The sequence below is a fragment of the Muriicola sp. genome (genome assembly GCF_049669965.1).
Lineage (GTDB): Bacteria > Bacteroidota > Bacteroidia > Flavobacteriales > Flavobacteriaceae > Muriicola.
The window spans coordinates 1-16050 of sequence record NZ_JBATLB010000077.1; the positions used below are offsets into that span (position 1 = coordinate 1).

The following is a 16050-nucleotide window of genomic DNA, read 5'->3' on the forward strand; positions in this document are numbered from 1 at the left end:
GGTATACAAACTATATCGCCCGTTGGTGTATTCAGTATACCCTGGAACAATTACAAAAAGTCAAAGCAGGGTACAAGGAAGATTATGACCGCATTATAGGGTATACCAAACTAAAACAGGCAGAAACCGAAGAATGGAAGGAAGTAGCAGACGGTATGTACCTTCCTTTCTCTGAAGAACTAGGAATTTATTTGCAACAAGATGGCTTCCTGGACAAGGAGCTGGGAACGGTAGCAGACCTGCCTAAGTCTCAAAGACCTATTAACCAGAAGTGGAGCTGGGACAGAATTCTCAGATCTCCTTATATCAAACAAGCAGATATACTTCAGGGATTTTACCTCTTTGAAGATCACTTTTCGTTAGAAGACCTTGAAAAACACTTCGATTTTTATGAACCATTTACGGTACATGAATCCTCCCTTTCTCCCTGTGTACATAGTATACAGGCTGCAAAATTAGACAGGATGGACCAGGCATACCAATTTTATCTGAGAACTTCCAGACTGGATCTGGATGATTATAACAAGGAAGTAGAAGAAGGTCTGCACATCACCTCAATGGCTGGTACCTGGATGAGTATTGTAGAAGGTTTTGGCGGATTGAGGATCCGGAACGATAAATTATCGTTTAGACCTCGCATCCCTAAAGAATGGGATTCGTATTCCTTTAAGATCAATTTCAGAAATAGGATCCTAAAGGTCATGGTTGATAAAAAAGCCTGCCATTTTGAATTGGAAGGGGATCATGAAATGTCGATCAGATTAAACGGGGAGCGCCTTGTTTTACAACCAACTCCTAAAAAATAATGTGACCGAAAAAAGCAGGATTATGCGAACGACCTTTGGGAAATTTTCTATAGGCCCAAAACGCAGCTATTTCCTAAGTATACTTCTCCTTACTATGACCACAGCGCTCGCTCAGGTAGAACGTTTAGAACCTCCCCACTGGTGGCTGGGCTTTGAGGATAAGGCATTACAGCTCATGGTCAAAGGGCCCAATATCAGCAATTTTGAGGTTAGTATTCAAGATAACAAAGTAAGACTGCTAAATACCCATGTCGCCAACAGTCCGAACTATCTCTTCCTGGATCTTGAGATCCCGGCAGATGTATCCCCGGGTACCTTAGAAATTAAATTCCAAATGGACAATGAATTGTCTTTCTCTGTCCCCTACGAATTAAAAGAACGGCAAAAAGCGGCTGAAGAATATATCGGATTTTCCAGCAGGGATGTCATCTATTTAATTACGCCTGATAGATTTTCAAATGGCGATCCATCAAACGATATTGATCCCACTCTGCAGGAGAAGATGATCAATAGAGAGAATGACTATGCAAGACATGGAGGAGATATCCGCGGGATGATCAATCATTTAGACTACATAGAAGACATGGGTTTTACGTCCTTGTGGCCAAGTCCTCTTTTATTGAACGATATGCCCAGGGAATCCTATCACGGATATGCGATCACTGATTTCTACAAGGTAGATCCTCGCTTTGGTAGCCTGGAGGAATACGTTGAATTATCTCAAAAAGCACAAGCACGGGGTATTAAATTGATCATGGACCAGGTAAATAATCACTGTGGTCTGGCACACTGGTGGATGCAAGATCTTCCCTTCTCCAATTGGATCAATTATCAGCAAGCCTTTGAAGAAGGCAGGAAAATAACGGTTACCAATCACAGGAGAACCGTAAATCAGGATGTTTACGCTTCCAATTCCGATAGGGAGCTTATGGATAATGGCTGGTTTGTGCCCTCCATGCCAGATCTGAATCAGGAGAATCCCTTTTTGGCCCAATACCTGATTCAGAACAGTCTATGGTGGATAGAAACCCTCTCCCTGGGTGGAATACGACAAGACACCTATCCCTATCCGGATAAAGATTTTATGGCACAATGGGCGAAAAGGATCATGACAGAATATCCCAATTTCTCAATTGTTGGAGAAGAATGGAGCTATAACCCACTGGTAGTTGGATATTGGCAAGACGGGGCCAATAACCGTGACGGGTACAGATCCTTTCTTCGCTGTACTATGGATTTTCCAATGCAGCAAACCCTTGTAGATGCTTTAAAGGAAGAAGAAGATTGGAACACCGGCTTGATAAAATTATACGAGGGAATGGCGAATGATTTTCATTATGCCTCACCAAAAGATATGATGCTATTTGGAGATAACCATGATATGGATCGCCTCTATACACAATTAAACCATGATGATACCTTAACAAGAATGGCACTCGCCTTTGTTCTTGTGGCTCCCCGAATTCCACAGATTTACTACGGTACGGAGATACTTATGGAAAATAGCAGAAAACCCGGAGACCACGGACTGATCAGAACGGATTTTCCCGGAGGATGGCCGGAAGATTCCGTGAACGCCTTTACCGGAAGAGGATTGGATCCTAAAGCCAGGAAGATGCAAGATTTTTTGAGGACCTTGCTGAATTTCAGAAAAAGCGAAGCGGTACTTCATGAGGGAGCCACCAAACACTTTGCACCGGAAAATGGGGTCTATGTATTGGTACGACACTCGGAAGAGAAAAAGGTCTTGTTGATTCTAAATAAGAATGACCAGGCCAGGACCCTGTCTTTAGATCGTTTTCATGAATTGGGAATTTCAGATTCATCCTTATTAAATGTTATCACAGGAGAAAAAATTAAAATAGGAAAAACAATAACTCTGAAGAAGAAAGGGTTGCTATTACTTTCAAACTAGACAGTGATGGGAAAAAAGTATTTGTTTATAACAATTGTCTTATTGACGGCATTAGCCTGCAATAAAAAGAAAGAATTATCAAAAGACAACAAGGAAGCTACAGCTATGAATAAGGAAGGCAAAAAGGTGATCTATCAGGTTTTCACTCGACTTTTTGGAAACACGAATACCATGAATAAACCATGGGGAACCATAGAAGAAAACGGTGTTGGTACATTCAGTGATTTTACCCTCCAGGCTTTAAAGGAAATAAAGGAATTGGGGGTCACACATATTTGGTATACAGGAGTACCCCACCATGCGCTGGTTACAGATTATACGGCCTTTGGAATTACCAATGACGACCCTGATGTTATTAAAGGCAGGGCGGGCTCTCCGTACGCAGTGAAAGACTATTACAATGTTAATCCGGATCTCGCCAAAGATCCCTCCAAAAGGCTTGAGGAATTTCAAGAGCTTATAAATAGAACTCACAAAGCCGGCTTAGAATTAATCATAGACATAGTACCCAATCACGTAGCCAGACACTACGAAGGCTCTTCTACACCGAAAGGGAAAGAACCTTTTGGCGCTTCTGATGATACCTCGGCAGAATATAAAAGAGATAATAATTTTTATTATATCCCCGAATCTTCCTTCCAAGTGCCAGAATGGATTAAAGGATATAAGCCACTGGGCGGGGACCCACATCCGCTCGTGGATCATTACTTTCCTGAAGAACCTGCCAAATGGACCGGAAATGGATCCAGAAAATCCCAACCAGATATGAACGACTGGTATGAGACGGTTAAAATAAACTACGGCGTACGACCCGATGGAAGTTTCGATTTTGAAAAACTGCCTGACCAATACGGTGGCAGGGGTTTTAAGGAACACCTCAGTTTTTGGAAAGATAGAACTGTCCCAGATTCATGGATAAAATTCAAGGACATTGCCCTGTATTGGCTGGAGATGGGCGTGGATGGTTTTCGGTTCGACATGGCCGAAATGGTACCGGTGGAATTCTGGAGTTATTTAAATTCTCATATAAAAGATAAGAACGAAAATGCCCTTTTGCTGGCTGAGGTTTATAATCCTTTGCTTTACCGGGAATATATCTTTAAGGGTAAAATGGATTATCTATATGATAAGGTAGAACTGTATGACAGTTTAAAGCATATTATGCAGGGACATGGGTGGACAGACCATATTCCGGTGGTCCAAAAAGGAATGATGGACATAGAACACCATATGCTGCATTTTCTTGAGAATCATGACGAACAGAGAATTGCCAGTCCGGAATTTGTTGGCAATGCCCAAATAGGCAAACCTGCCATGGTGGTATCTGCCACCTTAAGCACCTCTCCCACGATGATCTATTTTGGTCAGGAAGTAGGAGAGCCTGGCGCCGAAAATGCGGGATTTGGATCTCCTTCCAGAACATCTATATTTGACTATGTAGGGGTGCCCCATCATCAGCGGTGGGTCAATAATAAGAAATTCGACGGAGGGCAATTAACGGATGAGGAAACAGAATTGCGCGATTTTTACAAGCGCCTTTTAAATATTACCATAAGCAATGATGCCCTGATGGGGGCCTATGAAGACATTCATTATTACAATAGAGATCATACAGAGGGATATAACTATAGAGTGCTATCGTTTGTGCGATGGAAAGACAAAGAGCGCCTCCTGGTACTTTCCAATTTCGATTCTAATGAATCGTACCAATTCCAAATGAAAATACCACCCTCCGTTGTGGAGGCCTGGAACTTAAAGGAAGGATCATCCTATGAAATGACAGATTTGCTTTATACTGCAACAACGGTTACGCTTAAGGTTGAAGGAGGGCAAGGTTTTTTCGATATTTCCCTGGATCCCCTGCAATCTTTTATTCTTACACTAAAGGAATAAGAGGGTAAGTATCCCTTATACATAATTTAGATACCTACCCTTTTCTATGCTTAGGCGTTCTCTTCTTTAGTTTGGGTGGCCTTAAACATAAGGCCTATCACCATACCCACTATTCCGTAATAGATGATGTCCAATAAAGCTGATACCAGATGTCCTTGAAGATCCATCATTTCTGTTGTGGCATACCAGAGCAGACCAACACCTAATCCCACAAAGATGCCAACCCAGATCCCAAACTGAAAACCACCGCCCATGCTGTGGTACCCACGGGCCCATTTCCCATAAATAATGCATAGGGCAAACGAGGCAATTAAATTACCCGCAATGATCCAAGGAAAAAGTGGTGGGTCTTTCATGACATTGTTGATGGAATGTCCTTCAAAAAAGTCAACGGTTGCTACCCCCCAGATCAGGTAGCCTAGAAAAAACATTGTGACCGTGGCCACTAACGTAGCTAAAAGATGTTGTTTTGAAAACATAGTTTTGAATTTTAATTGGTTGTTGTACTGTCAAATTTATTAAATAAATAATATCATATATGAAATAAATTATGATAAAAAATAAAGAATTAATAAATAAACTATTAAAAAAATAGATATATCCTATATTCATAAAGAGTGATCAATTTATCGCGTCAAGTTGTATTTTTGAAAAACAGAAAAATCATATGGGTCATGAAGAACTATGGAATTATCTTACTCATTTTACTAATGGCAAGTTGTAATGGGATGAATCATGAGATGCTTGTAATAGGTCATAGAGGAGCTATGGGACATGAGACAGAGAATACGCTGGCTTCCATACAGAAGGCTATGGACTTAGGCGTCGATATGATAGAGATCGATGTTTTTAAAGTTAAGAGTGGGGAGATAGTTGTCTTTCACGATGAGCGATTAGATAGGCTTAGCAATGCAGGAGGTCTAATTGAAGATTACAGTATGTTTGAGTTGCGCAAGGTGATCCTCGATGGAAATCATAAAATACCTATGCTACAGGACGTGCTTAAGTTGATTGATCACAAAGTACCTTTGAATATAGAACTAAAAGGCGCAAACACTTCAGACAGAGTTAATTTTATAATAGAATACTATATCAGAGATAAGGGATGGACCTTAGATGATTTTTTAATCTCTAGCTTTAATTGGGAAGAATTAGAAAGTATGCGGACATATAATCCTGAGATTTCTATTGCGGTTCTTACTGAAGATGATCCTTTAAAAGCAATTCCAACAGCGAAGAAATTGAATGCTGTGGCGATAAATCCATCTTTTAAGACCTTAAATTTGGATATGGTACAGGCTATTCACGATGAGGGTTTTAAAGTATACACCTGGACTGTGAATGAGTCAAAAGACATAGAAGCGATGAGGTCTTTCAAAGTAGACGGCATCTTTACCAATTTTCCCGAGAGGGCCCACTAATGTATGATGTCATAGTTATTGGAGGTGGAGCTGCGGGTTTCTATGGGGCAATCAACCTGGCTGAATCCAGACCGGATCTTAAAATTGCTATTCTAGAGCAGGGCAAGCAAGTACTTGGAAAGGTTAAGGTCTCCGGGGGAGGTAGGTGTAATGTAACTCATGCCCAGTTCAATCCAAAAATACTGGCGCAACACTATCCCAGAGGCGAGCGAGAACTATTAGGTCCTTTTAATACACATCATAGCGAACATACGGTGCAGTTCTTTTCCAAGCGGGGTATTGAGCTGAAGATAGAAGACGATGGAAGGATGTTTCCGGTCACCAACTCCTCCCAAACCATTATCGATTGTTTTATGGAGGCCCTTGAAAGCTTGAAGATAGATCTCATAAGGAATACCGTAGTTACTAATATCCTTCTTCCTTCCGGGCATTCAGAAAAAAAAACAGCTTATGAGGTGCAGACCAAAGGCAGCTCTTTTTTTGCAAGCCGGTTGCTTATTGCCACCGGGAGCAGTCCAAAAATGTGGAATGTTCTTAAGCAACTTGGACACAGGGTTGTAGACCCGGTCCCTTCCTTATTTACCTTTAATATCAATGATCCCAGGATTGAAGGAATACCCGGGCTTAGCACCTACGCCAGGGTTCAGGTAATTGCCAGGGATTTCCTTGGAAAAAGAATAACGGTTTCATTGAAAAGTAATACAGAGCGCGCTGATACCCTGGTTTCTGAGGGACCATTGCTGATCACGCATTGGGGAATGAGCGGGCCTGCCATTCTTAAACTTTCGGCCTGGGGAGCCAGAATATTGCACGATTATCAATACCGTTTTAAGATACAGGTTAATTGGGTACCGGAATATCATCAACAGGGCCTGTTCTCATACTTAAAGGAAGTCAAAGAAATAGAAGCCAGGAAAACGGTCTCCAGAACATTTCCGCTGGATATCCCAAAGCGTTTATGGGGGAAATTAGTACAGGCATCGGGAATTGTTGCTGATCAGAAATGGGCAGATATTTCCAAAAAGCAATTACAGGAATTGGCAAAGGAACTTACAGCAAGTGAATTTTTAGTGGAAGGTAAGAGCACCTTCAAAGAAGAGTTCGTTACAGCCGGAGGAATAGACCTGAAAGAGGTCAATTTCAAAACTTTTGAAAGTAAGTTACATCCCGGAATTTATTTTGCAGGCGAGATTTTGAATATAGATGCCCTCACCGGAGGATATAATTTTCAAAATGCCTGGACAGGAGCTTATCTGGCAGCACAGGCTATTGCCAATTCGTAGGAGATATGCTCGTTTAAGATAGTATCAGGAGATAGAGTCCGGCGGCAGCAACACCCCCAAGAATAGGCCCTAAAATGGGTACCCAGGAATACGCCCAATCGCTTCCACCTTTGTCTTTAATAGGCATGATTGCGTGTATGAGTCTGGGGCCCAGATCACGAGCAGGATTAATGGCGTAGCCCGTTGTTCCTCCCAATCCTAATCCTATACCCCATACAAGAAGTGCCACAGGAAGGGCCCCCAGGGACCCGAGACCTATGATCTCTTCTGTAGTTGCCATGGTAGCATCGGTAAAAAATAGTATCGTGAAAATCAGTACAAATGTGCCAATTGCTTCGCTAAAAAGATTGGATCCGTAATTCCGTATTGCAGGAATTGTGGAAAAAACCCCCAGTTTTGTAGTCTTATCTTCCGTAATATCAAAATGATCCTTGTACATGATCCATACAATGAAGGCTCCAATCATTGCCCCCAGTAATTGCGCGAGGAGATAGGAGGGGACTTCCGACCACTCAAAAGACCCGGCTACCGCCAAACTTATGGTCACAGCCGGATTTATATGTGCGCCGCTGTATGGTCCGGCTACTACCACGCCAATAAAAACAGCGAAGGCCCATGCAGTGGTTATCACCATCCAACCTCCGCCCTGTCCTTTTGTTTTTTCAAGTATTACGTTGGCAACAACGCCGCATCCCAGTGTAATTAAAAGAGCAGTTCCAATTAATTCTGCAAGAAAAGGTGTCATATGTAAAAATTAAGATTCTTTAGTCCAATATTCAAGGGCTTCAATAGCTTTATACCAGCCTTTGATCCCTTCATTTATTGCTTCCCTATCCGTAGTAGGCTCAAATCGTTGTTCACTTTCCCAGATAGCTTGTATTTCTTCAAGATCTTTCCAATAGCCAACTGCCAATCCTGCGAGAAAGGCGGCCCCCATGACCGTAGTTTCCACAACTTTTGGGCGAACCGTTATAGTATTCAGCACATCGGCTTGAAATTGCATTAGTAAATTATTCACGGTTGCGCCTCCGTCTACTCTTAATTCCTGTATAGATATACCTGCGTCTGCCTGCATTGCCTTTAGGACATCCATGGTCTGGTAGGCTATTGATTCTAGAGCTGCCCTGGAAATATGGGCGTAGGTACTACCGCGTGTAAGTCCAAATATGGAACCTTTGGCATGCTGGTTCCAATGTGGAGCGCCCAGGCCAGCGAAAGCCGGTACAAAGTAAACGCCCTCAGAACTATCCACAGAACAGGCTATTTGTTCTACTTCTGCAGAAGAGTTAATGATCTTAAGACTATCTCTCAACCATTGCACTACGGCCCCCGCAATAAAAATACTTCCTTCGAGTACATAAGTGGTCTCACCATTGATCTGCCACCCTACTGAAGTGAGTAAATTGTTTTTAGAAACAATAGGTTTATTTCCTATGTTCATTAACATAAAACACCCGGTTCCATAAGTGTTTTTAACCATCCCGGGTTTTGTACACATCTGACCGAACAGCGCGGCCTGTTGATCCCCGGCAATGCCGGCGATAGGAATTTTAGTCCCCAATAAGTCTGTTGAGGTATATCCATATACTTCGCTGGAAGAGACCACTTTTGGTAACATGGCAGAAGGGATATCGAACATCGCCAATAAATCTGCATCCCAGCTCAGGGTATTAATGTCAAAAAATAAGGTGCGACAGGCGTTGGTAACATCAGTAATATGCAACTCTCCTCCGGTCATATTCCAAATCAGCCAGCTATCGATAGTCCCCATTAAAAGATCCCCGGCTATCGCCATGTCTCTGGCACCTTCCACATTGTCCAAAATCCATTTTACTTTGGTACCGGAAAAATAGGCGTCGATCACCAAGCCCGTTTTCTGTCGGATCATGGCCGACTTACCTTCTTTTTTTAGGGAATCACAATACTTGGCAGTTCGTTTGTCTTGCCAAACTATAGCATTATATATCGGCTGTCCTGTATTCTTGTTCCAGACTACAACGGTTTCACGCTGATTGGTAATTCCAATGGCGGCGATAGACTCGGGGGAGATATTTTTTTGAGAAATCGCTGATTTCATCATATCGGCCTGAGTATTCCATATCTCGAGCGCGTCATGCTCTACCCATCCCGATTTTGGAAAATGTTGTGTAAATTCTTTTTGTGCAGAAGAGACTATGGTTCCTTTTTTATCAAATAATAAGGCCCTGCAACTTGTGGTCCCCTGGTCCAGAGCCAGAATGAATTTTTCCATAGAGGTTTATTGTGCTATTTTCTAATTCGATGTTCCAAGTCCATAAATGTAAAGGAATTATTTTATTTAGCATAATTGGTGTCTATGGCAAAGATTGAAGAGAACAGTGCCATCGAAGAGGTATCGGGGGGAAAATCAAGGTATTTAATTCAATTCCCAGATCTTATAATTTAGCAACATGGCAAAACAAACCCAAAGCAAATATGGGAGCATTAAATAAGCTGCCGGCTTACTTACGATCTTAAACCATTTAATAGTTAAGAGAATAAGGATCATCAGGACAAGTATTACCAACAAAGCCCAAAATGGCTCTTGAAAACCAAAGAATACGATGCTCCATAGTGCATTAAAAAGGAGTTGAAATCCAAAATAATAAAGTGCCGTTTTTACCCATACATGATAAAAGCCTTTGGCCCAAACTAAACCGGCAGCAATTCCCATGAGGATGTAAAGAAGGGTCCAAACGGGTGCAAAGATCCAGTTGGGAGGATTAAAACTGGGTTTGTTAAGGGTGGCATACCAGGTATCAACAGAGCTTTGGGTGGCAAAACCTGCCAAAAAACCAATAAGCAGGCAGATGGTAACAGCAATGACTATAAAAAGTGCTTTTTTCTTCATTGGGAACCAGTCTAAGGACTCTAAAATAGGAATTTATTTTAATTGAAAGTACGCTAAAAGTGCTGAAAAACTATCTTTGCATCAAATTTGCTGAGAATGAATGAACAGGAATTTATTCCCAAGAAGTATTCAGGTTTGATTCCTGCGGGGACAACTACATGGAGGGCACCAAGTAATATAGCTCTGGTAAAATACTGGGGTAAATTTCCTGATCAGATCCCGGCAAACCCGTCCATAAGTTTTACCCTTTCTAAATCGGCAACCACTACGTCGGTATCGTATGAACCGAAGAAGCAAAACTCAGACGGAACCTCCTTTACCCTGCTATTTGAAGGCAAACCCAAAGAAGAATTCAGGCCTAAAATCACCACCTTTCTTGGGCGTATCTCCAGGTACCTGCCGTTTTTAAATGAGGTTCACCTAAAGATAGACACCAGCAATACTTTTCCTCACAGCAGTGGCATAGCCTCTTCGGCCAGTGGAATGGCAGCGCTGGCATTATGCCTGATGGATATAGAAAAAGGACTCGTTCCTTCGATGGAGCCCGAATTTTTAATGAGAAAAGCGTCTTTTCTTGCGCGCTTAGGCTCAGGGAGCGCCTGTCGCAGTATTAGCGGGCCTATTGTAGAATGGGGAATGCACAAAGACCTACCTGAGAGTACTGATCTGGCAGGAATTCCTTATAATGGCAAGGTTCACCAGGTTTTCCAGGACTATCAGGACACCATTTTACTGGTTCATAAAGGGGAGAAGACCGTGAGCAGTACTGCGGGACACGACCTTATGAACAAGCATCCGTTTGCAAATAGGCGTTTTGAACAGGCTCATGATAACTTATCTGGATTAATAGGTGTTTTTGAAACTGGAGATCTGGAAAGATTCATACAAATAGTTGAGAGTGAGGCTCTTACCCTACATGCCATGATGATGACCAGCCTTCCGTATTATCTCTTAATGAAACCCCAAACCTTGTCTGTCATCCAAAAAATATGGGCCTACAGGGAACAAACTTCCGTGCCCTTGTGTTTTACGTTAGACGCGGGTGCCAATGTTCATCTTCTCTATCCGCTTCAATACCGCGAAAAAGTTTTGCAATTTATTAAGAATGAGCTTATTGCGTATTGTGAAAATGGGCAGTATATTTGCGACCAATTGGGCGAAGGTTCTAAGAAAGTTTGATCTGCCGACCCGTTGTATAAATATTAGTACTATTTTTAGTTGCAGTTAGCAAACATACTATGAAAGGACCCCTCTTTTATTCTAAGATCCTTCTTTTTGGAGAATATGGGATCATCAAAGATTCCAAAGGCCTTTCCATACCGTATAATTTTTTTAAGGGTGCTTTAAAGACCGGGGCCAAATTGTCTGAGACAGGTAAAAGGTCGAACGAAAGTCTTAGGAGATTCTCAGAACATTTGGCATTCATACAAGAGGAAGATCCTTCTCTTATGCAATTTGACCTTGAAGCCCTTAGGAAGGACCTTGACAAGGGAATGTATTTTGACAGCTCTATTCCTCAGGGTTATGGAATAGGAAGTAGCGGAGCTTTAGTAGCTGCGATCTACGATAAATATGCCAAAAATAAGATCACAATTCTTGAAAACCTTACCCGAGAAAAATTACTAAGATTAAAGACCATCTTTGGTAAGATGGAATCCTTTTTTCATGGAAAATCTTCCGGTTTAGATCCTTTGAACAGTTATCTTAGTTTGCCCATACTGATCAATTCCCAGGACAATATAGAGTCTACCAGTATTCCGTCACAGAACAAGGAGGGAAAAGGGGCCGTATTTCTATTGGACAGTGGTATCATTGGGGAAACAGCGCCCATGGTTCAGATCTTTATGGAAAAGATGAAACATGAAGGATTCAGGACCGTGCTTAAAGAACAGTTTATTAAACATACAGATGCGTGTGTAGAGGACTTCCTAACCGGTAATGTGAAGTCGCTATTTGGGAACATAAAACAACTCTCCCATGTGGTTTTAGATCATTTTAAACCAATGATCCCGCCCCAATTTCATCAGCTGTGGAAGCAGGGGATTGAAACAAATGATTACTATTTAAAATTATGTGGTTCCGGAGGCGGTGGCTATATCCTGGGTTTTACGCAGGATATTGAAAAGGCCAAGAAAGCGCTGAAGGAACATCGCCTGGAAGTGGTATACAACTTCTAAATAAACAACAATGCTTAGTAGAAAGAACAAACTCTTGCTTTTAAAGCTATTGAGTCTGTTTTCTATAGTTAGAGGTTACAATGTATTGATGATTGTGATTGCTCAATACCTGGCCTCTATCTATATTCTGGCACCCAATCTTCCCTTGTGGAAGGTTGTTTTTGATCTTAGTCTTTTTGTTATTGTTTTGGCTTCATCTTTCGTTATTGCCGGTGGTTATATCATCAATAGCTTCTACGATTCGGAAAAGGATTTGATCAATAAACCCCGAAAATCGATGCTAGACCGTCTTGTTAGCCAACAAACCAAGTTAAGCACCTATTTTGTCCTGAATTTTCTGGCCGTACTTTTTGCGAGCTATGTGTCCTTTAAAGCCGTTCTCTTTTTTTCGGGCTATATTTTTGGCATTTGGCTATACTCACATAAATTGAAGAAGATAGCCTTTGTGGGAAACTTAGTTTCTGCCGTTTTAGCCATCACTCCCTTTTTTGCAGTTTTCGTGTATTACAGAAATTTTGAAACTGTGATTTTTGTCCATGCAATTTTCCTGTTCCTGCTTATTTTGGCAAGGGAATCCATTAAGGATATGGAAAATATTGCCGGAGATATGGCTCTTAACTATAAAACCATCCCCATATTATATGGGGCCAAGTATGCAAAGGCTTATATAAGTCTCTTAATTCTACTGACATTGGTGCCGGCTATCCTATTGATTCGAACTTTCGATGTGGGATATATGTATCTGTATTTTATTGCAAGTATTGTTTTCTTGATCTTCTTTTTAGTGCTGTTGTGGCGCTCATCTACCAAGAAGCACTATGTATGGCTTCACAACATCCTGAAATTTATCATTATCGTGGGAGTTTTTAGTATCTTATTGATCAACGTAGATCTTGTATTGAATAGGATTTTATAGGAATTTGAGGTTGTAGCAGAAAATTTTAAGCAATAGATCAATTACACTGTATGTTGATGATTTCCAACACTAACTCCAAAGAAGATAGCATTACATATTGCATTTTGCTACCTTTGCAAAAAAGTTACCCATGAGCAGATCGGACTATAATGGTGAAGGAAAATCTTCTGGCCGTGGAGCTGGAAATTACAGGAAGAAAAGCTACGCCCGTGGAAATGCACCGGTTAAAAAGCACAGAGAGGTAAATCCTTCTTTAAATTCCGGTTTAATTCGCCTTAATAAGTATGTAGCTAATTCCGGGGTTTGTTCCAGAAGGGAAGCAGATACGTACATTGCCGCAGGGAATGTTACCGTAAACGGTAAACCGCTCACAGAAATGGGCCATAAGGTGAGCCTTACTGATGAAGTTCGTTTTGATGGACGCTTACTCAATCCGGAGAAAAAAGAATATATCCTTCTAAATAAACCCAAGAATTTTATTACGACCACCAAGGATGAAAAAGGCAGGAGAACCGTTATGGAATTAATTTCAAATGCCACAAAATCCAGATTGGTACCCGTAGGACGTTTGGACAGAAACACCACCGGACTATTGTTATTTACCAATGACGGGGACCTCGCAAAGAAACTGACCCATCCAAGGCATGGAGTACGGAAGATCTACCACGTAGAGCTCAATAAGAATCTGAAGACAGAAGACCTTCATAAGATTCAGGAGGGAGTGATGCTCGAAGATGGTTTGATAAAAGTGGACGAGATCAGTTACTTGAACAATGCCCCTAAGAAAGAAGTGGGCGTGGAGATTCACAGCGGAAAAAACAGAATAGTAAGGCGTATTTTTGAACAGCTGGGCTATGAGGTTGTGAAATTAGACAGGGTGATCTTTGCCAACCTTACAAAAAAGGACCTGCCTAGAGGTCATTGGCGCCCTCTAACAGATCAAGAGGTCATCAATCTCGGAATGGTACAATCGTAACTAGGTAGAAGATTTAGCGTATAATACAGCGCCAATGGTTTCCCAAAAAATAGCTTTGGACGGATGCAGAGTAGTGTGTAATTCCTTATGAAGAAGGTAGTTACTTACTACAAGTTTTAAATGGGAAATTTGTTCGTTCTCCCCGTAAAAATTCTCAAATGCCATATCCCAGGTCTCAAACGCTCGTTTTTCGATTTCGCCATGGGAAAGTAATTCAACCTTTTCGTGTCTTTTGTCTTCCTTAATCTTGTCGAATAAGGTTAATACCTTAAACTGGTTTCCTTCGAGGTATTGTATAAATTCACCTTCATAGAAAAGCAGGCAACCCGTAATATTTTGTTGATGATTAAAGGTCTTTGCTTTGGACAGCATTCCCTGGATTTGATCTAAATCAAAACCTGGTCTGGCAATAGACCGATACACTAAACTAAACATGGTCTAAAATAGTTAGGTAGTTAGTTGTTGCCTTAAAGATAAAGGAAATTGCTGTGGATCCTAAATATTTTTAGCCGAGGCGCTTCATTTTATCTCTGATCTCGTCCAGACATAAATTTCCTATACTTCCCTGATGCGTGTGTTTCGCATCTTTAGGAGAAGTAAATTTTCCTTCCTCTACTAGCAACGCTATCTGTTTGTAGGCATCGCGAAACGGAATGCCTTGCAGCACTAGTTCGTTCAAAGCATCTACTGTAAACATAAGGTTGTATTTAGGATCCTCAAGGATGTCTTTTCTGACCACCACCTTTGGGAGACTGAATGTTAAAATGTCCAGACATGCTTTTAACTCCTGCAGCGCAGGAAGCAGGCTATTTTTGGTAAGTTGCAGGTCTCTGTGATAACCACTTGGCAAATTGGTCAACAATAAGGTCAGTTCATTTGGCAGGGCCTGGATAACGTTGCATTTCCCTCGCACCAATTCGAACACGTCCGGATTTTTTTTATGAGGCATGATACTGCTTCCCGTGGTAAGATCGTCCGGGAAGGATATAAAATTAAAATTCTGACTCATATACAGGCAGATATCCATAGACAGTTTTGAAAGCGTAGAAGCAATACTGGCCATTCCAACAGCTGTTGCTTTTTCCACTTTACCGCGGCCCATTTGGGCGGCTACCACATTGTATTTTAATGTGCTAAAACCTAATTCCGAACTGGTCATTTCCCTGTCTATAGGAAATGAACTGCCGTATCCCGCTGCACTTCCCAAGGGATTTTGATCTGCGATCCTCAAAGCTGCTTCAATAAAAATAAGATCGTCAATAAGGCTCTCGGCATAGGCAGAAAACCACAACCCAAAAGAAGAAGGCATTGCCACCTGCAGATGGGTATATCCGGGGAAAAGGACTTGTTTATTAGTTTCTGCCAATTGAAGCAAGATCTCGAAAAGTTCATTTACCTGGGTCTTTATGGATCCCAGCTCCTCTTTTATAAATAGTTGCATTGCCACCAATACCTGGTCATTTCGGGAGCGAGCAGTATGGATCTTTTTCCCGGTATCACCAAGTTTTTGGATCAGAAGGAATTCAATTTTTGAATGCATATCCTCAAAGGAATCTTCAATGGTAAATTTACCTTTGTGAATGCTATCCAGTATTTCCTCAAGAGCTACCATCAGGGCGTTGTTTTCTTCTTTCGAAAGTAATCCAATAGAGCAAAGCATATTGGCATGTGCCATTGATGCTTTAACGTCATAGCCAGCCAGAACAAGATCTAATTCCCTGTCATTTCCCACCGTAAAACGATCGATCTTCTCGTTGGTTTTCATTCCTTTATCCCAAAGTTTCATGATGTGTA

The 16050-nt window shown here is 41.5% G+C and carries 15 protein-coding genes; 9 read left to right on the forward strand and 6 right to left on the reverse strand.

Features of this window, described 5'->3' with window-relative positions; genetic code table 11:
* The 3 genes from WBM49_RS04190 to WBM49_RS04200 all read left to right on the forward strand — a co-directional run.
* A partial coding sequence (locus tag WBM49_RS04190; RefSeq protein ID WP_424370812.1) for a glycosyl hydrolase family 65 protein occupies positions 1-806 on the forward strand: 806 nt, incomplete at its 5' end.
* A 22-nt stretch (positions 807-828) separates the two neighbouring features.
* Positions 829-2721 (forward strand): glycoside hydrolase family 13 protein, encoded by a 1893-nt coding sequence (locus WBM49_RS04195; RefSeq protein ID WP_424370813.1) that lies wholly within the window; start codon positions 829-831, stop codon positions 2719-2721.
* 6 nt (positions 2722-2727) lie between these two features.
* Positions 2728-4614, forward strand: coding sequence for an alpha-amylase family glycosyl hydrolase (locus tag WBM49_RS04200; RefSeq protein ID WP_424370814.1), 1887 nt, complete (start codon positions 2728-2730; stop codon positions 4612-4614).
* 50 nt (positions 4615-4664) lie between these two features.
* Here the strand turns inward: WBM49_RS04200 and WBM49_RS04205 are convergent, their stop codons facing one another.
* Positions 4665-5093, reverse strand: a complete 429-nt coding sequence (locus WBM49_RS04205) for a hypothetical protein (protein WP_424370815.1) — start codon at positions 5091-5093, stop codon at positions 4665-4667.
* A 195-nt stretch (positions 5094-5288) separates the two neighbouring features.
* Here WBM49_RS04205 and WBM49_RS04210 point away from each other — a divergent pair, with 195 nt between their 5' ends.
* Both WBM49_RS04210 and WBM49_RS04215 read left to right on the forward strand, forming a co-directional pair.
* Positions 5289-6035 (forward strand): glycerophosphodiester phosphodiesterase, encoded by a 747-nt coding sequence (locus tag WBM49_RS04210; RefSeq protein WP_424370816.1) that lies wholly within the window; start codon positions 5289-5291, stop codon positions 6033-6035.
* Positions 6035-7318 carry an NAD(P)/FAD-dependent oxidoreductase gene (locus WBM49_RS04215; protein WP_424370817.1) on the forward strand — a complete coding sequence of 428 codons (1284 nt, stop codon included), beginning with the start codon at positions 6035-6037 and terminating at the stop codon, positions 7316-7318. The genes WBM49_RS04210 and WBM49_RS04215 overlap by 1 nt, the downstream gene beginning before the upstream one ends.
* 13 nt (positions 7319-7331) lie before the next feature.
* Here the strand turns inward: WBM49_RS04215 and WBM49_RS04220 are convergent, their stop codons facing one another.
* From WBM49_RS04220 to WBM49_RS04230, 3 genes are all read right to left on the reverse strand, one after another.
* Positions 7332-8063, reverse strand: a complete 732-nt coding sequence (locus WBM49_RS04220) for an MIP/aquaporin family protein (protein ID WP_424370818.1) — start codon at positions 8061-8063, stop codon at positions 7332-7334.
* 9 nt (positions 8064-8072) lie between these two features.
* The gene (gene glpK, locus WBM49_RS04225; RefSeq protein WP_424370819.1) at positions 8073-9569 is read right to left on the reverse strand and encodes a glycerol kinase GlpK; all 1497 of its coding nucleotides are present in this window, start codon (positions 9567-9569) and stop codon (positions 8073-8075) included.
* A 144-nt stretch (positions 9570-9713) separates the two neighbouring features.
* Positions 9714-10187, reverse strand: a complete 474-nt coding sequence (locus tag WBM49_RS04230) for a TspO/MBR family protein (RefSeq protein ID WP_424370820.1) — start codon at positions 10185-10187, stop codon at positions 9714-9716.
* 96 nt (positions 10188-10283) lie between these two features.
* Here WBM49_RS04230 and WBM49_RS04235 point away from each other — a divergent pair, with 96 nt between their 5' ends.
* The 4 genes from WBM49_RS04235 (at position 10284) to WBM49_RS04250 (ending at position 14256) form a co-directional block, all read left to right on the forward strand.
* The gene (locus WBM49_RS04235) at positions 10284-11366 is read left to right on the forward strand and encodes a diphosphomevalonate/mevalonate 3,5-bisphosphate decarboxylase family protein (RefSeq protein ID WP_424370821.1); all 1083 of its coding nucleotides are present in this window, start codon (positions 10284-10286) and stop codon (positions 11364-11366) included.
* A gap of 59 nt (positions 11367-11425) precedes the next feature.
* Complete coding sequence (locus WBM49_RS04240) at positions 11426-12364, forward strand: mevalonate kinase family protein (RefSeq protein ID WP_424370822.1); 939 nt, start codon at positions 11426-11428, stop codon at positions 12362-12364.
* Between the two features lie 10 nt (positions 12365-12374).
* Positions 12375-13280: a geranylgeranylglycerol-phosphate geranylgeranyltransferase gene (locus WBM49_RS04245; protein ID WP_424370823.1), complete on the forward strand. Its 906-nt coding sequence runs from the start codon at positions 12375-12377 to the stop codon at positions 13278-13280.
* 130 nt (positions 13281-13410) lie between these two features.
* A complete protein-coding gene (locus WBM49_RS04250) occupies positions 13411-14256 on the forward strand; it encodes a pseudouridine synthase (protein WP_424370824.1) in 846 nt (281 codons plus the stop codon).
* On the opposite strand, the gene WBM49_RS04255 is transcribed toward WBM49_RS04250, so the two are convergent.
* Together WBM49_RS04255 and argH are read right to left on the reverse strand one after the other, a co-directional pair.
* The gene (locus tag WBM49_RS04255; protein ID WP_424370825.1) at positions 14257-14691 is read right to left on the reverse strand and encodes a BLUF domain-containing protein; all 435 of its coding nucleotides are present in this window, start codon (positions 14689-14691) and stop codon (positions 14257-14259) included.
* A 70-nt stretch (positions 14692-14761) separates the two neighbouring features.
* Positions 14762-16042, reverse strand: coding sequence for an argininosuccinate lyase (argH, locus tag WBM49_RS04260; protein ID WP_424370826.1), 1281 nt, complete (start codon positions 16040-16042; stop codon positions 14762-14764).
* Positions 16043-16050 lie beyond the last annotated feature (8 nt).

Excerpts from the sequence above, each read along its gene's own strand:
- WBM49_RS04195 (WP_424370813.1), top strand. The coding sequence starts at position 829 with ATGCGAACGACCTTTGGGAAATTTTCTATAGGCCCAAAACGCAGCTAT.
- WBM49_RS04200 (WP_424370814.1), top strand. The coding sequence starts at position 2,728 with ATGGGAAAAAAGTATTTGTTTATAACAATTGTCTTATTGACGGCATTA.
- WBM49_RS04205 (WP_424370815.1), bottom strand. The coding sequence starts at position 5,093 with ATGTTTTCAAAACAACATCTTTTAGCTACGTTAGTGGCCACGGTCACA.
- WBM49_RS04210 (WP_424370816.1), top strand. The coding sequence starts at position 5,289 with ATGAAGAACTATGGAATTATCTTACTCATTTTACTAATGGCAAGTTGT.
- WBM49_RS04215 (WP_424370817.1), top strand. The coding sequence starts at position 6,035 with ATGTATGATGTCATAGTTATTGGAGGTGGAGCTGCGGGTTTCTATGGG.
- WBM49_RS04220 (WP_424370818.1), bottom strand. The coding sequence starts at position 8,063 with ATGACACCTTTTCTTGCAGAATTAATTGGAACTGCTCTTTTAATTACA.
- glpK (WP_424370819.1), bottom strand. The coding sequence starts at position 9,569 with ATGGAAAAATTCATTCTGGCTCTGGACCAGGGGACCACAAGTTGCAGG.
- WBM49_RS04230 (WP_424370820.1), bottom strand. The coding sequence starts at position 10,187 with ATGAAGAAAAAAGCACTTTTTATAGTCATTGCTGTTACCATCTGCCTG.
- WBM49_RS04235 (WP_424370821.1), top strand. The coding sequence starts at position 10,284 with ATGAATGAACAGGAATTTATTCCCAAGAAGTATTCAGGTTTGATTCCT.
- WBM49_RS04240 (WP_424370822.1), top strand. The coding sequence starts at position 11,426 with ATGAAAGGACCCCTCTTTTATTCTAAGATCCTTCTTTTTGGAGAATAT.
- WBM49_RS04245 (WP_424370823.1), top strand. The coding sequence starts at position 12,375 with ATGCTTAGTAGAAAGAACAAACTCTTGCTTTTAAAGCTATTGAGTCTG.
- WBM49_RS04250 (WP_424370824.1), top strand. The coding sequence starts at position 13,411 with ATGAGCAGATCGGACTATAATGGTGAAGGAAAATCTTCTGGCCGTGGA.
- WBM49_RS04255 (WP_424370825.1), bottom strand. The coding sequence starts at position 14,691 with ATGTTTAGTTTAGTGTATCGGTCTATTGCCAGACCAGGTTTTGATTTA.
- argH (WP_424370826.1), bottom strand. The coding sequence starts at position 16,042 with ATGAAACTTTGGGATAAAGGAATGAAAACCAACGAGAAGATCGATCGT.